The organism is Kineococcus gypseus (assembly GCF_050871305.1).
Classification (GTDB): domain Bacteria; phylum Actinomycetota; class Actinomycetes; order Actinomycetales; family Kineococcaceae; genus Kineococcus; species Kineococcus gypseus.
On the sequence record NZ_JBJLRD010000032.1, the window covers coordinates 17,947 to 33,773 of the forward strand.

At 77.8% G+C, this 15,827-nt stretch carries 14 protein-coding genes, 1 tRNA gene and 1 riboswitch; of the genes, 4 read left to right on the forward strand and 11 right to left on the reverse strand.

The annotated features are described in order from the left end of the window. Positions 1–55: 55 nt before the first annotated feature. From ACRYMN_RS13170 to ACRYMN_RS13195, 6 genes are all read right to left on the reverse strand, one after another. Positions 56–739, reverse strand: a complete 684-nt coding sequence (locus ACRYMN_RS13170) for a TetR/AcrR family transcriptional regulator (RefSeq protein WP_432495786.1) — start codon at positions 737–739, stop codon at positions 56–58. Further along, positions 736–2,439: an allophanate hydrolase gene (gene atzF / locus ACRYMN_RS13175; RefSeq protein ID WP_432495789.1), complete on the reverse strand. Its 1,704-nt coding sequence runs from the start codon at positions 2,437–2,439 to the stop codon at positions 736–738. Before atzF ends, ACRYMN_RS13170 begins: the two co-directional genes overlap by 4 nt. Beyond that, positions 2,436–6,056: an urea carboxylase gene (gene uca / locus ACRYMN_RS13180; RefSeq protein WP_432495792.1), complete on the reverse strand. Its 3,621-nt coding sequence runs from the start codon at positions 6,054–6,056 to the stop codon at positions 2,436–2,438. Before uca ends, atzF begins: the two co-directional genes overlap by 4 nt. Before the next feature lies 1 nt (position 6,057). Further along, entirely contained in the window at positions 6,058–6,678 is a 621-nt protein-coding gene (locus ACRYMN_RS13185) for an urea amidolyase associated protein UAAP2 (RefSeq protein WP_432495853.1), read from the reverse strand. Positions 6,679–6,794: 116 nt separating this feature from the next. Beyond that, positions 6,795–7,628: an urea amidolyase associated protein UAAP1 gene (locus ACRYMN_RS13190; RefSeq protein WP_432495794.1), complete on the reverse strand. Its 834-nt coding sequence runs from the start codon at positions 7,626–7,628 to the stop codon at positions 6,795–6,797. Then, on the reverse strand, positions 7,625–9,220 hold the full coding sequence (locus ACRYMN_RS13195) for an APC family permease (RefSeq protein WP_432495797.1): 1,596 nt from the start codon (positions 9,218–9,220) through the stop codon (positions 7,625–7,627). Before ACRYMN_RS13195 ends, ACRYMN_RS13190 begins: the two co-directional genes overlap by 4 nt. Positions 9,221–9,464: 244 nt before the next feature. Here ACRYMN_RS13195 and ACRYMN_RS13200 point away from each other — a divergent pair, with 244 nt between their 5' ends. Beyond that, positions 9,465–10,454, forward strand: a complete 990-nt coding sequence (locus ACRYMN_RS13200; protein WP_432495799.1) for an NAD-dependent epimerase/dehydratase family protein — start codon at positions 9,465–9,467, stop codon at positions 10,452–10,454. Between the two features lie 70 nt (positions 10,455–10,524). Here ACRYMN_RS13200 and ACRYMN_RS13205 read toward each other — a convergent pair whose 3' ends face one another. Further along, positions 10,525–10,818: a DUF4235 domain-containing protein gene (locus tag ACRYMN_RS13205; RefSeq protein WP_432495802.1), complete on the reverse strand. Its 294-nt coding sequence runs from the start codon at positions 10,816–10,818 to the stop codon at positions 10,525–10,527. A 15-nt stretch (positions 10,819–10,833) separates the two neighbouring features. Next, positions 10,834–10,974 carry a hypothetical protein gene (locus ACRYMN_RS13210; RefSeq protein WP_432495805.1) on the reverse strand — a complete coding sequence of 47 codons (141 nt, stop codon included), beginning with the start codon at positions 10,972–10,974 and terminating at the stop codon, positions 10,834–10,836. A 70-nt stretch (positions 10,975–11,044) separates the two neighbouring features. Beyond that, a riboswitch (TPP riboswitch) is annotated at positions 11,045–11,148 on the forward strand. 51 nt (positions 11,149–11,199) lie between these two features. On the opposite strand from ACRYMN_RS13210, the gene ACRYMN_RS13215 reads away from it, so the two are divergent. The 3 genes from ACRYMN_RS13215 to ACRYMN_RS13225 all read left to right on the forward strand — a co-directional run bounded on the left by ACRYMN_RS13215 (position 11,200) and on the right by ACRYMN_RS13225 (position 14,295). After that, a complete protein-coding gene (locus ACRYMN_RS13215; protein ID WP_432495807.1) occupies positions 11,200–11,817 on the forward strand; it encodes an ECF transporter S component in 618 nt (205 codons plus the stop codon). After that, the gene (locus tag ACRYMN_RS13220; protein WP_432495810.1) at positions 11,810–13,387 is read left to right on the forward strand and encodes an ATP-binding cassette domain-containing protein; all 1,578 of its coding nucleotides are present in this window, start codon (positions 11,810–11,812) and stop codon (positions 13,385–13,387) included. The genes ACRYMN_RS13215 and ACRYMN_RS13220 overlap by 8 nt, the downstream gene beginning before the upstream one ends. Positions 13,388–13,539: 152 nt before the next feature. After that, complete coding sequence (locus tag ACRYMN_RS13225) at positions 13,540–14,295, forward strand: CbiQ family ECF transporter T component (RefSeq protein WP_432495813.1); 756 nt, start codon at positions 13,540–13,542, stop codon at positions 14,293–14,295. Positions 14,296–14,371: 76 nt separating this feature from the next. On the opposite strand, the gene ACRYMN_RS13230 is transcribed toward ACRYMN_RS13225, so the two are convergent. The 3 genes from ACRYMN_RS13230 to ACRYMN_RS13240 form a co-directional block, all read right to left on the reverse strand. After that, the gene (locus ACRYMN_RS13230; RefSeq protein WP_432495815.1) at positions 14,372–14,701 is read right to left on the reverse strand and encodes a DUF3616 domain-containing protein; all 330 of its coding nucleotides are present in this window, start codon (positions 14,699–14,701) and stop codon (positions 14,372–14,374) included. Next, positions 14,644–15,480: a DUF3616 domain-containing protein gene (locus ACRYMN_RS13235; RefSeq protein WP_432495817.1), complete on the reverse strand. Its 837-nt coding sequence runs from the start codon at positions 15,478–15,480 to the stop codon at positions 14,644–14,646. Before ACRYMN_RS13235 ends, ACRYMN_RS13230 begins: the two co-directional genes overlap by 58 nt. A gap of 97 nt (positions 15,481–15,577) precedes the next feature. After that, a tRNA-Gly gene (locus tag ACRYMN_RS13240) sits at positions 15,578–15,650 on the reverse strand. Positions 15,651–15,827: the final 177 nt, after the last annotated feature.

The window sequence follows — 15,827 nt, forward strand, 5'->3', positions numbered from 1 at the left end:
TCGTGTCAGCCGCGGCCGGGTCGGCGCAGCAGAACGCCCGGCGGCGCGGGTGGCCTCAGGGTCGTGCGCTGAGGGCGCCGCGCCCGGACGCCAGCGCGGCCAGCGCCCGCCGGCCGGCGCGCGCGCCCTCCTCGGCGGCGCGCGCGCCCAGGCCGACCGCGCCCAGGCAGGTGCGGGCGACCTCCTCGCCCAGCCCGGGCCGCTCGGGCAGCTCGGTGACCATCTCCACCAGGTGCAGGCAGGCCGCGCCCAGCACCTCGGCGGCCACCGGGTGCCCGGGCGGCGCGGCGGCCCCGGCCAGCTCGGCGTAGACGGCCCGCAGCTGCTCGCGGTGCTCGCGGAACGGCGCCAGGGCGGGGTTCCGGCGCACCTCCGGGGTCAGGTAGAGCGTGCCCACGCCCAGGGGCCCGGTGCGCAGGGTGCCCACGTCCACGACGGCCAGCGCGTGCAGCGCCGCGGCCGGGCCCTCGGCGACGGCGCGCACCGCGCCGGCCAGGTCCAGGGTGGGGCGCACCGAGGCGTCCAGCAGCTCCAGCAGGATCTCGTCCTTGCCCGCGAAGTGGTGGTAGAGCGAGGCCTGCCGGATGCCGACGCGGTCGGCGATGGCGCGCGTGGAGGTGCCCGCGTACCCGTGCTCGTTGAACAGGGCGGCGGCGGCGTCGAGCACCTCCTGCCGCGGCGTGCGCGAGGGGTCCTGGGTGCCCCGGGCGCGGGGCCGTCCGACGCGGTTGCCGCTCACCGCGCCGATGCTGCCACCGCCTGCTCGGTGCGCGCGGCCCGCGCCGCCAGGGCCGCCGGCCAGGACCCGTGGGCGGTGACGTCCTCCGCGCCGCGCACGCCGAGGGGCTCGGCGAGGAAGCTGCGCACGGTGCGCCCGTCCTCCAGCACGGCCGCGCCGATGCTCAGCGGCTGCGGCACCGCCGCGGCGAAGGCGCCGAAACCGGCCGCCGGCAGGCGCCACACCTCCCCGGAGATGCTCTCGCCGTCGGTGCTGCGCACCAGCCCCGGCTTGGGCGGGACGGTGTCCAGCGCGAACAGCCGGTACTGCGCGGCGGTGCGCGCCGGGCCCACGCGCGTGGCGCCGGCCGCGACGAGCTCGTGGTTCAGCGGCTGGCCGGACAGGTGCGCGCCCACGACGAACAGCTCCACCTCCGGCTCGGCCAGCCGCCGCGCGAGCTGCGCCAGGACCCGGTCGCTGAACGCCGGGCCGGTGAGCATGACGCCGAAGGGCAGCCCGCCCACCGGACCGGCCGGCACCGCCAGCGAGGCCATGTCCAGCAGGTTCGCGAAGTTCGTGTAGCGGCCCATGCGCGCGTTGGCGCCCACCGGGTCGGCGGCCACCTGCGCCAGGGTGGGGTGCCAGGTGGTCGTCGGGGTCAGCAGCGCGTCGGTGCCGGCCAGCGCGGCGCGCCCGGCCGCGCCCAGCTCCGCCAGGCGCTGCTGGTCGCGGAAGACGTCCACGGCGCTGAACGCCTCCCCGCCGCGCACGATCGCGGCGACCACGGGGTCCAGGCCGGTGCCCACCAGCTCGGGGTGGGCGGCGACGTGCTCGCCCACCGCGGCGGTGCGCTCGGCGACGAACGCGCCGCCGTACAGCAGCGACGCGGCCTGCAGCAGCGGGGCGACGTCCACCTCGACGACCTCGGCCCCGCTGGCGCGCAGCCGGGCGACCACGGCCGCGAACGCCTGCGCCCAGCCGTCGGCCAGGCCGGTCAGGTGCTCGGCGGTGGGCACCGCCACGCGCGGCGCCGCGGCCGGCGCGGGCGGCTGCGCGCCGGTGCGCGCCAGCGGGTCCAGCCCGTCGGGGCCCTCCAGCAGTTCCGCGGTGCGCCGGGCCAGGCCCAGCTCGCGGGCGAAGACGCTCACGCAGTCCAGGCTGCGGCAGGCGGGCACCACCCCCGTGGTGGGCACCAGGCCGCGGGTGGGCTTGACCCCGACGATCCCCTGCAGCGCCGCGGGCACCCGGCCGGAACCGGCGGTGTCCGTGCCCAGCGCGACGTCGACCACGCCCAGGGCGACGGCCACAGCGGAGCCGGAGCTGGAACCGCCGGAGATGCGCTCGGGCGCGAAGGCGTTGCGCACCGCCCCGTGCGGGCTGCGGGTGCCGACCAGGCCGGTGGCGAACTGGTCGAGGTTCGTCTTGCCCAGCACCAGCGCGCCGGCCGCGCGCAGGCGCGCCACGGCCGTGGCGTCCGCGGCCGGCTCGTACGAGAACGACGGCGCACCGGCGGTCGTGGGCAGCCCGGCGACGTCGATGTTGTCCTTCACCGCCACCAGCACCCCGGCCAGCGGCAGCGCGGGGTCCACCCCGCGCGCCTCGGCCAGCACCTCCTCCTGCGGGCGCAGCGCGATCCACACCTCGGGGCGGTCCACCTCGGCCAGGCGCGCGTAGGCGTCGCGGACCCGCCGCTCGACCGCGGGACCCCCGGGCGCGCTCACGCGACCAGCTCCCCGGCGCCCTCGGCGCGCACCGCGAAGAGCACCTGGCCGGCGCTGACCGCCTCACCGGGGCGCACGTACACCTCGACCACCTCCCCGGCCGCGGGGGCCGTCATCGCCGTCTCCATCTTCATCGCCTCCAGGGCCATCACGCGCTCGCCGTCGCCGACCGTCGCGCCGGCACCGACCGAGACCTGCCACACCGTCGCACCGAACGGCGCCGTGACTGCCAGCGCGCCCTCGGGCACCCGCACCGGCCCCGCCGGCGCCGGTGCGGGCGGCTCGGGCTTGACGTCGAACTCGCCCGAGGCGTGCCAGCGCTCCTTCTCCGCCGCGAACGCCGCGGCCTGCGTGGCGCGGAACGCCTCGATCGAGCCCGCCTCGCGCTCCAGGAACCGCTCGTGCTCGGCGAGGGAGAACTCACCCTCCTCGGTCTCGAACTCCCCGCGGCCGGCGTCGGTCTCCGCGCGCAGCTCCAGCAGCTCCTCCGCCGAGACGGGGTACCACTCGATGCGGTCGAAGAACCGCAGCGCCCAGGGCGCCTCGCGGAACAGCCCGCCGCGGCGGAAGCGGTTCCACACCTGCACGGTCCGCCCGACGAACTGGTAGCCGCCGGGCCCCTCCATGCCGTAGACGCACAGGTACGCCCCGCCGATGCCGACGGAGTTCTCCGCCGTCCACGTGCGCGCCGGGTTGTACTTGGTGGTCACCAGGCGGTGGCGCGGGTCCAGCGGCGTCGCCACCGGCGCGCCGAGGTAGACGTCGCCGAGCCCCAGCACCAGGTACTGCGCGTCGAACACCGTGCGCCGCACGTCCTCGACCGACCCCAGGCCGTTGACGCGGCGGATGAACTCGATGTTCGACGGCGTCCACGGCGCGTCGGCGCGCACGCCGGCGACGTAGCGCTCGATGGCCAGCTTCGTCGCCGGGTCGTCCCACGACAGCGGCAGGCGCACCCGGCGCGAGGGCACGACGAGCTCACCGGTCGCCGGCAGCTCCTCCTCCAGCTCGCGCAGCAGCCCGACCAGCGCACCGGCGCGCAGCACCGAGGCGTCGGTGTGCACCTGCAGCGAGCGGATGCCGGGGGTGACGTCCAGCACGCCGCGAGGGCGGTGCTCCTCCAGCGCCGCCATGAGGGCGTGCACGCGCATGCGCAGCCCCAGGTCCAGGACCTGCTCGCCGTACTCGACGAGGACGTTGTCGTCGCCGTCGCGGCGGTAGGTGACCTGCGGGCGCCCGGGCCGCTGCGGCAGCCGGGCCAGCACGCCGTCGTCGCCGTCGCCGCCCACCGGGGCACCGCCGGCCGCGGCCGCCGCCAGCGCCGGCGCGGGATCGGCCGCCTGCGCCTCGCGCACCGGCACGAAGCGCACGGTGTCGCCCGGGCGCAGCTGCCCCACCTTCCACAGGTCGCCGCTGGCGACGACCGCCGGGCACACGAAACCGCCCAGGCTGGGCCCGTCCGGGCCCAGCACGATCGGGGTGTCGCCGGTGAAGTCGATCGCGCCGACGGCGTAGGGGGTGTCGTGGATGTTCGAGGGGTGCAGGCCCGCCTCGCCGCCGTCGGCGCGCGCCCAGCGCGGGCGCGGGCCGATCAGCCGCACCCCCGTGCGCGCGGAGTTCAGGTGCACCTCGTAGTCGGTGGCGTAGAACTCGTCGAGGTCCGCGCGGGTGAAGAACTCCGGCGCCGCGTGCGGGCCCTCGGTGACGGCCACGCGCCACGCGGAGGTGTGCTGCGGGCGCCGCTCGGGCGGGGTGGGCCCGCCGGTGCGGGTGAAGCCCGGGCCCTCGGGCGCGCCGGGGCGCAGCACGTCGCCGGCCTGCAGCGCGCGCCCGCCGTGCCCGCCGAACCCGCCGAGGGTGAACGTCGAGGCGCTGCCGAGGTACTCGGGCACGTCGATGCCGCCGCGCACCGCCAGGGCCAGGCGCAGCCCGGGCCCGGCGGCCGTGCCGATCGCCAGCACCGACCCCGCCGGGACCTCCACCGGCTCCCACATCGGCACGGCCGCGCCGTCCACGGTGACCTCGGCGAGCGCTCCGGTGACGCACACGACGCTGTCGGTGGAGAAGCGCAGCGTCGGGCCGGTGGCGGTGACCTCCAGGCCGGGCGCGCCGACGGGGTTGCCCACCGCCAGGTTCGCCTCGCGCAGCGAGAGCGGGTCGAAGGGGCCCGAGGGCGGCACCCCGACCTGCCAGTGGCCCAGCCGCCCGGGCAGGTCCTGCACGGTCGTCATGGCGCCCGGCTCGAGGACGTCGATGCGCGGGTCGGGGTCCTCGGTGACCTCCAGCGTGGAGGTCGAGTGCGTCGCGGTGCGCAGCGGCAGGTCCGCCGCCAGCGAGCGCAGCAGACCCAGGTTCGTCACGACCCCGTCCACGCGGCTGCCCGCCAGGGCCTCGCCGAGCAGGTCCAGCGCGGCGTCGCGCCCCGGGGCGAGGGCGACGACCTTCGCCAGCATGGGGTCGTAGTGCGGGGTGACCTCCAGGCCGGTCTCGACCCAGCCGTCCACGCGCACCCCGGACAGCTCCGGGAACCGCGCGCGGGTGACCAGCCCGGTGCTCGGGGCGTTCCCCCTGCCCGGGTCCTCGGCGTACACGCGGGCCTCCACGGCCACCCCGGTCGCCTCCCAGCGGCGGGCGAAGACGTCGTCGACGGCGCCGGCGCCGTCGCGCGCCAGGCGCAGCATGAGGTCGACGAGGTCCACGCCGTAGGCCATCTCCGTGACCGGGTGCTCCACCTGCAGGCGGGTGTTGACCTCCAGGAACGCGGCCTCCTCGCGCACCGGGTCGTAGACGAACTCCACCGTGCCGGCCGAGCGGTAGGACACCGAGGCGGCCAGCTCGGCGGCGGTGCGCGCGATGCGCTCGCGCACGGCGGCGGGCAGGGCGGGCGCCGGGGCCTCCTCGACGACCTTCTGGTTGCGCCGCTGCAGGGAGCAGTCGCGGTCGCCGATGACGGCCACGCGCCCGGTGCCGTCGCCGAAGACCTGCACCTCCACGTGCCGCGCCGGGCGCACCAGCCGCTCCAGGAACACCCCGGCGGAGGAGAAGTTCGCCCCCGCCAGGCGCACCACCCGGTCGTAGGCGCCGCGCAGCTCGTCGGCGTCCGCGCACGCCTGCATGCCGATGCCGCCGCCGCCGCCGGTGGCCTTGAGCATGACGGGGAAGCCGACGGCCTCGGCCGCGGCGACGGCCTCGTCCACCGAGGCCAGCAGCCCGGTGCCCGCCAGCAGCGGCACGCCGGCGGCGGTGGCCAGCTCGCGGGCGGTGTGCTTGCTGCCGAAGGCGGTGATCTGCTCCGGCGTCGGCCCGACGAACGCCAGCCCGGCCGCCTCGCACGCCCGGGCGAAGTCCACGTTCTCCGAGAGGAACCCGTAGCCGGGGTGGACCGCGCCGGCGCCGGTGGCCGCCGCCGCCTCCAGCAGGGCGTCGGTGCGCAGGTACGACTCGCGCGCCGGGGCCGGGCCCAGGCGCACCGCGGTGTCCGCCTCGCGCACGTGCGGCGCGGCGCGGTCGGCGTCGGAGAACACCGCCACTGTGCGCAGGCCCAGGGCGCGCGCGGAGCGCACGACCCGCCGGGCGATCTCGCCGCGGTTCGCGACGAGGAGGGTGTCGAAGGTCATCTCACTCCTCCGGGGCGGTGACGAGCATCCGCAGCGGGGTCGGGTCGAAGTCGTTGCACGGGTTGTTGACCTGCGGGCAGTTGCTGACGACGACGAGGACGTCGACGTCGGCGCGCAACGCCACCCGCTTGCCGGGCGCGGAGGCGCCGTCGACGATGCCCAGGGCGCCGTCGGGCTCGACGGGCACGTTCATGAACCAGTTGAGGTTCGAGACGAGGTCGCGCGCGCCCAGGCCGTGCCGGGCGCCCTCGGCGAGGAAGTTCTCGCGGCAGCCGTGCTGGTGGGCGGTGTGGTACCCGTAGCGCAGGGTGTTGGACTCCTTGCCGCAGGCGCCGCCGATCGTGTCCTGCCGCGGGACCTCGTTGCCCACCACCGTCATCAGCGCGCGGCCGTGCTGGCTGCGCAGCACCGTGCCCTCGCGCACGTACGCGCTGCCCTGCCAGGCCAGGGTGTCCGGGGCGCTGTAGCGCTCGGTGCGGTCGGCGTCGGCGAAGACCAGGCAGTCCGCGGACTGGTTTCCGCCGACGTCGACGATCGTCAGCACGTGCCCGGCGGGCACGACCGCCGACCACGGCGCGCGCGGTGCGACGCGGTCGTCGCGCACCACCCGTCCGGGGAGCATCGGCGAACCCCAGTCCAGCGGCTGCCCGCGCCGGTTCGTCCCGCCCGTCGTCCCGCCCGCCGCGCCGCCCGGCGCGGTGGCCGGTGCGGTGCTCGTCGTGCTGCTCGTCGTGGTGCTCACAGGCCCCGCGCCTCCGCGTGGTCGAGGGTGTTCAGGTACGCCCGGTGCAGCTCCGGGGTGGCGGTGAAGCGCGCGTCGCCCGGCCCGGTGGGCCGCGAGCGCCAGGCGTGCACGCGCAGCGGCCCGACGGTGAAGCGCTCGCGCGGGTCCAGCGGGTGCGCGGTGTTCGCCAGCAGCACGACGAGCGGCAGCTCGGCCAGCAGGTCCACCGAGGTGCCCGGCCCGGCCGAGCCGAGCCAGCGGAAGGCGCCGTCCGGCTCGACGCGCACGCCCTGGAAGAACGACACCGACGGCGCCAGGTCGCGCGGTCCCAGGCCCTGCTTGGCGGCGGCCAGGGTCAGCAGCGAGCGGCCCGAGGGGCTGGGCCCCTCCGGGGCGGCGTCGCCGTACCTGCGCTCGTTCCACGCGTCGGAGGTGGTGCCGCAGAACGCGTCGTGCCGGCCGGAGCCGTCGGCCACCACGGTGGCCAGCACCCGCCCGTCGCCGGAGAGCAGCGGGTGGCCCTCGCCGAGGTACGCCTGCCAGGGGACCTTCTGCGTGTCGGCGACGTTCAGGCGCTCCCACGGGGCGAGCGCGGAGAACAGCAGCACGTGCGCGCACGCGTCGCCGGTGACGTCGCTCAGGCGCAGGCGCGTCCCGCGCGCCAGCACCCTGGAGGCGTACCCGCCGGGGGCGATCGTCTCGGCCCAGGTGAGGTCGGCCCGGTCCACGTCGGCCGGGGCGTGCGGGGAGGTGGAGGCCGGCAGGTGCGGCATGAACTCGCTGGTGGTGCCGCCGCGGGCGCGGGCGTCGTCGCGGGCGGCCAGGACGGTCGAGGTGTCGCGGCTCACGCGGGTTCCTCCACGGGTGCGGTGCGGGACGCGCCGGCCGGCTGCGCCCCCAGGACGATGGGCCCGCCGTGGCGGGCGCGGGTGCGCAGGTGCACCACGGCGCCGACGGCGAGCGTGCCGGCGATGAACAGCAGCGCGCTGAACCGCAGCCACCAGGTGCCGCCGGTCAGGTCGTAGACCGCCGCGCGCGGCCAGGCCAGGTTCACCACCATGAGCACCTGGTAGACGACGGCGACGGCGTTGACGAGCACGCCCCAGCGGCCCAGCGAGAAGAGCGGGCGCCCGTTCTCGTCCACCCCGCCGGCGAGCCCACCGCGGCGCAGGCGGTGCACCAGCAGCGGGACCGTCACGCCCAGGTAGGCCAGGTAGATCATCGCGATGCACAGGCTGGCCAGCGCGGTGAACACCGCGCTCTGGCCCCAGTTCACCGCCAGCGCCAGGGCGGCGCCGACGCCGACGACCACGGAGGCGCCGACGGGGCTGCCGGTGCGCGGCGAGACGCGGCCGAGGACGGAGGAGAAGGGCACCGAGCGCTCGCGGGCCATCGAGTACAGCATGCGCGAGCCGGCGGTCTGCACCGCCAGCGTGCAGACGACGACGGCGGCCACGACGGAGACCAGCAGGATCCGCCCGGGCACGTCGCCCAGGCGCGAGAGCAGCACGCCCGCCAGGCCCTGCTCGACGAGGCTGCCGTCGGTCAGGCTGGGCGCGGCGACGAGCCCGCCGAGCAGCAGCAGCATCCCGCCGACGCCGGAGAGGACCAGGGCGCGCAGGATGGTGCGCGGCGTCGTGGCGCGCGGGTCGCGCGTCTCCTCGGCCAGTTCGCCCGCGGAGTCGAAACCCACCATGACGTAGGCCGCCATCAGCGAGCTGGCCAGCCAGAGGTAGGTGTAGTCGCCCTCGCCCGCGCCGGTGGTGGTGACCACCACGGCCGGGCCGCGCTCGGCCAGGAGCAGCAGCGCGGCGGCCGCGGCCACCACCCCGGCGATCTCGATCGCCACCCCGATGGAGGTGACCACCGCCATCAGCCGCACCCCGACGACGTTGATCGTGGTGGTGACCACGAGCAGCGCGATCCCCAGCACCACCGCGTTCTGCGCCCCGGTGGCGGAGGTGGGGGCGGAGTCCGCCCCCGGTCCGCCGACGAGCTGGAAGCCCGACCAGATCGAGGGCAGCACCGCCTGCAGCGCGATCGCCGCGGTGGCCACCGTGAGCACCTGGCCGACGACCATGACCCAGCCGGTGAACCACCCGAAGTCGGTGCCCGCCAGCCGGCTGGACCACTGGAAGATCGCCCCGGAGATGGGGTAGCGCGCCGCCAGTTCCGCGAAGCAGAGCGCGACGAGCAGCTGCCCGGCGAAGACCGTCGGCCACGTCCAGAAGAACCCGGCGCCGCCGAAGCTGAAACCCAGCCCGAACAGCTGGAACACCGTGGTGAGGATGGAGACGAAGGAGAAACCCGCGGCGAAGGAGGCGAACGGCCCGACGTCGCGGCGCAGCCGCTGGCCGTAGCCGAAGGTCCGCAGGTCGGTCGCGGCCGCCCCCGCCGGGGCCGGCTGCTCACGGGTGGCGCGTGGTGGGGGGACGGTCATCGGTCGGCCCTTCTGCGCGGGGTTCCTGTCGATCGACAGGTACTCGACGAGCGTGGTGGGGCCGTGTTGCGCGCGTGTTTCCCGGCTGTGAACTTCGCGGCACCCCGCCCGGCACCCGCCCGGCCCCCGCCCGCCGCCCCGACCGCGCCCGACCGGCGCGGGGGGCGGTCGCGCCCTACGCTGGGCCGCGGTCGCCGGCGCCGTCGGCGCGCAGCGGGTCGACGAGGACGCCGGGGGTGGGCGCGTGGCGCTGAGGGTGCTGTTCCTGGGGGGCACGGGGGTCATCAGCTCCGCGTGCGCGGCCCTGGCCGTCGAGCGCGGGGTGGACCTGACCGTCCTGAACCGCGGCGGCTCGGCGGCCGAGCGGCCCCTGCCCGAGGGGGTGCGCCGGCTCACGGCCGACGTGCGCGACGTCGCCGCCGTGCGCGAGGCGCTGCGCGGGCACGAGTTCGACGTGGCGGTGGACTTCCTCGCCTTCACCCCCGAGCACGTCGCCGCCGACGTGGAGACCTTCCGCGGGCGGGTGGGGCAGTACTGGTTCGTCTCCAGCGCCTCCGCCTACCGCAAGCCCGTCGGGCACCTGCCCATCACCGAGTCCACGCCGCTGTGGAACCCGTTCTGGCAGTACTCCCGTAACAAGATCGCCTGCGAGGAGCTGCTGGCCCGCGCCCTGCGCGAGGACGGCTTCCCGGCCGCGGTGGTGCGCCCCAGCCACACCTACGACCGCACCTCGGTGCCCCTGGACGGCGGCTGGAGCGCCGTGGAGCGCATGCGCCGCGGCGCGCCCGTCGTGGTGCACGGCGACGGCACCTCGCTGTGGGTGCTCACCCACCACGCCGACTTCGCGCGCGGCTTCGTGCCCCTGCTGGGCGAGCCGGCCCTGACGGGCGAGGCGGTGCACATCACCTCCGACGAGGTCCTCACCTGGGACGCGGTGCACCGCGCCCTGGCGCGCGCCGCCGGGGTGGACGAGCCGCTGCTCGTGCACGTGCCCTCCGACGCCATCGCCCGCGACGACCCCTCCCGCGGGGAGAGCCTGCTGGGCGACAAGGCGCACTCGGTGGTCTTCGACAACACCAAGGTCAAGCGCCTGGTGCCCGGCTTCGCGGCCACCACCACCTTCACCGCCGGCGCCCGGGAGATCGTCGAGCACCACGACGCGACCGCGCGGCTGCGCCGCGCCGACCCCGGGGCCGACGCCCGCCACGACCGCCTCGCCGCCCGCTGGGGCTGAGCGCGGCCGCGGCGGGCGCCGAGGGCTCCAGGCGTCGAGGACCTCGGACCTCGGGCCTCGCGGCGCGCTGTCAGACGTCGCGGCCGTCGCGCCCGGCGCCCAGGCCGGGGGGCTGCTCGCCGAAGCTCTTGCGGTACCACACCGCCGCCTGGCGCTCCACGAGCAGGCGCGTCACGCCGATGATCGCCCCGGAGGCCAGCGCCCAGGCCACCGCCTCCCTCCACGCCACGTCCGGGTCCTCCGGGTTGTCCGGCGGCGGGCTCTTCGTCAGCGTCACCCAGACCTTCCGCGTCACGCGGCTCGCGACCGCGGCGGAGAGCACTCCTGCCCCGGGACCCACCAGCTTCCAGATGATCGAGCTCATGGCGAGCACCCTGCCCTAGAGCAGGTCGAGGAACCAGCGCAGCGCCGGCAGCAGCGCCGTGGCGGCCGCGCCGAGCAGCGCCACGATGAGCACGACGGTGATCAGCCGCACCCCCCGGGAGGGGCCGCCGTCGGGTCCACGCAGGTGTCGCAGCACGCCCCCATCCTCCCCGACGCCGGCCCGGCGCCGGCCCGGCGCGGGACCCGTGCCGGGGGGTAGGGTGTGCCGCGAACGACAGGGGAGCGCCGCGGGGCGCTGAGAGTGCGGGCAGCCGCAGACCCTCGACCTGATCCGGTTAGCACCGGCGTAGGGAGTCGGGTACCACCTCGATCCGGGGCCGCGTGCGCCCCGGGTCCCCCTCCTGGGACCCGGGAGGACACCGTGAGCACCACCTCGCTGCAGAAGTCCGCGCGCCGCCCCGCCGGCCGCTGGCGCACCGTGGACGTCGTCACCACCGCCGTGCTCGGCGTCGCGTTCGGCGTCGTCTTCTGGGGCTGGGACCAGGCGTACAACGTCTTCAGCCCGGCCTTCAACGTCTTCGCCCCCCTGGCCGGCCTGGTCGCCGGCGTGTGGCTGCTGCCCGCCGTCGTGGCGGCCCTCGTGGTGCGCCGCCCCGGCGCGGCCCTGCTCGCGGAGGTGGTCGCCGCCACCGTCGAGGCCCTGCTGGGCAACCGCTGGGGCGGCGGCGTGCTCATCTCGGGCGTGCTGCAGGGCCTGGGCGTGGAGATCGCCGTGGCGGTCTTCCTGTGGCGGCGCTGGAGCCTGGGCGTCGCCGTCCTCGGCGGGGTGCTGGCCGCGGCCCTGGAGGTCGTCGCCTACGAGTGGAGCGTCTACTACGCCGACTGGGGCTTCGACTGGAAGCTCGTCTACCTGGGCTTCTTCGCGCTCTCCGGCGCGCTGGTCGCCGGCCTGGGCGGCTGGGCGCTGGTGCGCGCGCTGGCCCGCGCCGGTGCGCTGTCCGCGTTCGCCGCGGGCCACGAGCACCGCCGGCGTGGCTGAGGCGGTCCGCCCGGCGCCCGCCGCGCCCGCGGCCCTGCGGGTGCGCGGGCTGGTCGTCACCCCGCCCGGTGCCGCCGCGCCCGTGCTGCGCGACGTCGACCTCGACGTGCCCGCCGGGCAGCGGGTGCTGCTGGCCGGGCCCAGCGGCTCGGGCAAGTCCACCCTGCTGCGCGCGCTGGCCGGCGTGCTGGAGGAGGCGCCCGGCGGCGAGCCGGTGGCCGCCGGCGAGGTCCTCGTCGGCGGCGCCGCGGCCCGCCCCGGCGCCGCCGGGCTGCTGCTGCAGGACCCCCTCGACGCGGTGGTGGCCGCCACCGCCGGGCGCGACACCGCCTTCGGGCCGGAGAACCTCGCCCTGGCGCGCGAGGAGGTGTGGGAGCGCGTGGCGCGCGCCCACGCCGCGGCCCGCTTCACCGCCGGGCGCGAGCGGGAGGTGGCCACCCTCTCCGGCGGCGAGCGCCAGCGACTGGCCCTGGCCGGGGTGCTCGCGCTGCTGCCCGGGGTGCTGCTGCTGGACGAGCCCACCTCGATGCTCGACGCCCCCACCGCCGCGGCGGTGCGCGCCGCCGTGCTGGGGGCCGCCGCCGGGCGCACCCTCGTCGTCGTCGACCACGACCTGGCCGGGTGGGCGCCGCACGTGGACCGCGTCGTGCTGCTGGGCCGCGACGGGCGCCTCGCGGCGGACGGCCCGCCGGCGCGGGTGCTGACCGCCGGCGCCGGTCAGGGGGAGCTGTGGCTGCCCGGTGCGCCCGCGCCGCGCCCGGCCGACGTGCCCGCCGGCCTGCTGACCCCGCGCCTGCCCGCCGGCGGGCCCCTGGCCGGCGACGCCCTCACCGGCCGCGGCCTGGGCCTGGTGCGCCGGCGCCGCGGGCTGCGCCCCTCCGCGCCGGCCGCGGTCCTGACGGGGGTGGACGTGGACGTGCCCGCCGGGCGCACCACGCCCCTGGTGGGCACCAGCGGCTCGGGCAAGTCCTCGCTGCTGGCGGTGCTGGCGGGCCTGGTGCGCCCCAGCGCCGGGGAGCTGCGCGCCGCGCGCGCCCTGGCCGCCGGGCTGCCCCCGCAGCCGTGGCGGTGGCGCTCGCGGGAGCTGGCCGCGCGCTCGGCGTGGGTGCCGCAGACGCCCGAGCACGCGTTCGTGCGCACCACCGCGCGCGCCGAGGCGGCCGCGAGCGCCGCGGCGCTGGGGCTGCCCACCGTCACGGCCGACGCCCTGCTGGAGCTGCTGGGCCTGTCCCACCGCGCCGAGGTGGACCCGTTCCGCCTCTCCGGCGGCGAGCAGCGCCGCCTGGCGCTGGCCGGGGCGCTGGCCGCCGGGCCGGCGGTGCTGCTGGCCGACGAGCCCACGGTTGGCCAGGACCGCGCCACCTGGTCGGTGGTGGCCGGGCTGCTGCTCGCGGCCGCCCGCGACGGCGCCGCGGTGGTCGCCGCCAGCCACGACGGGCACCTCGTGCGCGCGCTGGACCCCGCCGGGGACGCGGCGGTGCACCTGCGCGCCGGGCGCCGCGCCACCGGGCCGGTGGGGCCGGTGGGGCCGGTGGGGCCGCTGGGGCCGGTGGCGAGGAGGGCCTCGTGAGCGCGGACCACCTCGCCCGCACCCCGGCCGACGCCCCGGCCGACGCCCCCGCCGGCGCCGCTGTCCCCAGCTCTGTCCACAGCTGTGGGCACAGCCTTGGGGACAACCCTGTGGGGGCGCCTGTGCGGGGTGTGGAGGACGACGGGGACGGGGTGCCGCCCACCCCGGCGCAGCGCCGCAGCGCCGGGCCCGGACCCCTCGTGCGGCACGTGGGCCCGCTGCCGCTGCTGGCCCTGTCGCTGCTGGCGGTGCCGGCCTCGTTCGCCGTGACCGGCTGGGCGGCGGGCGCGGCGGGGCTGGCCGCCCAGCTGCTGTGCCTGCCGCTGGTCGTCGAGCGCTGGCGGGCGCTGCCGCGCCGGCTGCTGCCGGGGGCGGTCGGGGCGCTGTCGGTGGGCTGGTCGGCGTGGCTGCTCGGCGAGCCCGGCGGGGGCGACCCGCTGACGGCGGCGCTGACGGCGGCGCTGCGGCTGGCGGTGCTCGTGCTGCCCGGCGCGCTGCTGCTGGCGTGGCTGGAGCCCGGCGAGGCCGGCGACCACCTCGCGCAGCGGCTGCACCTGCCCGGGCGGGTCGTGGTGGCCGTGGTCGCGGCCCTGGGCCAGCTCTCCGTGCTGGCCGACGCGTGGGACCAGCTGGCCGCCTCGCGGCGGGCGCGGGGGCTGGGCCCGGGGCGCGGGCCGCTCTCGCGCGGGCGCTGGCTGGCCTCGACGGCCTTCGGCCTGCTCGTGGACGCCGTGCGCCGGGCCGGGCGGGTCTCCACGGCGATGGACGCGCGCGGCGCCGCCGGGCGGGGCCGACGCACCTGGGCGCTGCCGGCGCCCTGGCGGCGGGCGGACACCGCCTGCCTGCTGGCAGGGGCGGCGGTGCTGGCCGTGCCGCTGCTCGTGACGCTGCTCGGCGCGCCGGCCTGACGCCGGTCGTGACGGCGCTGCGCCGAGGGGAGCTGCCGGGGCCGGGCACCGCCCGGGCCCGGCGGCGCGCAGCGCGTCAGGCCGGCGGCAGGTCCCACACGTCGGCGAGCACGGCGTGCTCGGTGGTCAGGCGCAGCGCGGCGGGGGAGTCGAGCACGACGAGCAGCTGCTCGCCGTGCTCGGTGCCGTGCGCGCCGGGCGGCAGCACGGCGAGGCCCTCGGCGTGGTCCTCGCCGCGACCGTGGGGCAGCTCCAGCACCACCGGCAGGTCCCCGGCGCGCACCACCCCGGCCACCTCGGTGCTGCCCGCGCCCACCCAGCGGTGCACGCGCACCGGCCCGGACAGGCTCATCGACGGCCCGGCCAGCACGAGCAGGTCGTCGCCGTGCGGGCACAGGTCGCGCACGCCCAGCCCGTCGAGGTCCAGCAGGTGCAGGCGGTAGCGCGCACCCCCTCGAAGCGCGACAGGCGCAGCCGGTGCGGGTCGTCCGGGTCGGTCTCCGGGCGCAGCTCGGCCACGACGGCCCAGCCGCGCAGCACCGGCCCGCGGAAGCCGACGTACAGGCGCACCTCGCCGTCCTCGCCGGCGTGCACGGCCAGGCCCTCGACGTCGACGCCGTTGTCCTTGCTGGGGATCGACAGGAACGGGGCGAGCAGGTCGTCGTCGGCCAGCAGCTCGGCCAGCGAGTCCCCGCGCCCGCCGAGGACGGCGGCGGTCAGCTCCCGCCCGCCGACCCGCGCGCGGCGGGCGGGCAGGCCGGTGGCGGGGTCGACGGGCAGGCGGGCCAGCACGAAGCGGTTCTCCTCGCGCACCACCTTCGCCAGCCGCTTGCGGGCCTTGGCGTCGGTGTCCCCGGAGCGGATCCGCTTGCGCTTGAGGCTGTGCGAGCCGACGGCCCACAGCCACGGGCCGTTGCGCGCCAGGCCCTCGACGTCGGCCTCCTCCTCGTCGCCGGCGGGCAGCTCGACGAGGTCGCCCAGGCGCACGCTGACCTCCTCGCCGTAGGAGACGACCCGCCCGGCGGCGTCGCGGCGGGCGGTCAGGCGCTCGACGGTGGCGGTCTCGTCGCCGGCCACCCACAGGTGCTCGCCGTCGGCGCGCACGGCGGAGAGATTGGTGTGCGTCGAGCCGGCGCGGGAGGCCTCGGAGAAGTGCAGCGGCACCTGCCGCGCGGGAGCGTCCACGCGCCGACCCTAGTGAGGGCGCCGCCGCGCGGGCAGGCCCGAGCGCACCGGGCCCGGACGACGGAGCGCCCCGGGCCGCGGGCCCGGGGCGCTGCTGAGCGGACGACGGGACTCGAACCCGCGACCCTCACCTTGGCAAGGTGATGCGCTACCAACTGCGCTACGTCCGCACGTCCGCCCGTACGACCTCCTCGGCCGCCCCGGCGGGCTCGTCGACCTTAACGCACGCCGCGGCCGCCCACGGACGCGGCAGGGCCGGGGGAACACGAGGCGCCCGCCGGTGGTTGAGCGGGGTGGGCTCAAGGCGCGTGACCGCCGGGTTGACAGATCCCCCGCGGTGGGCAGAC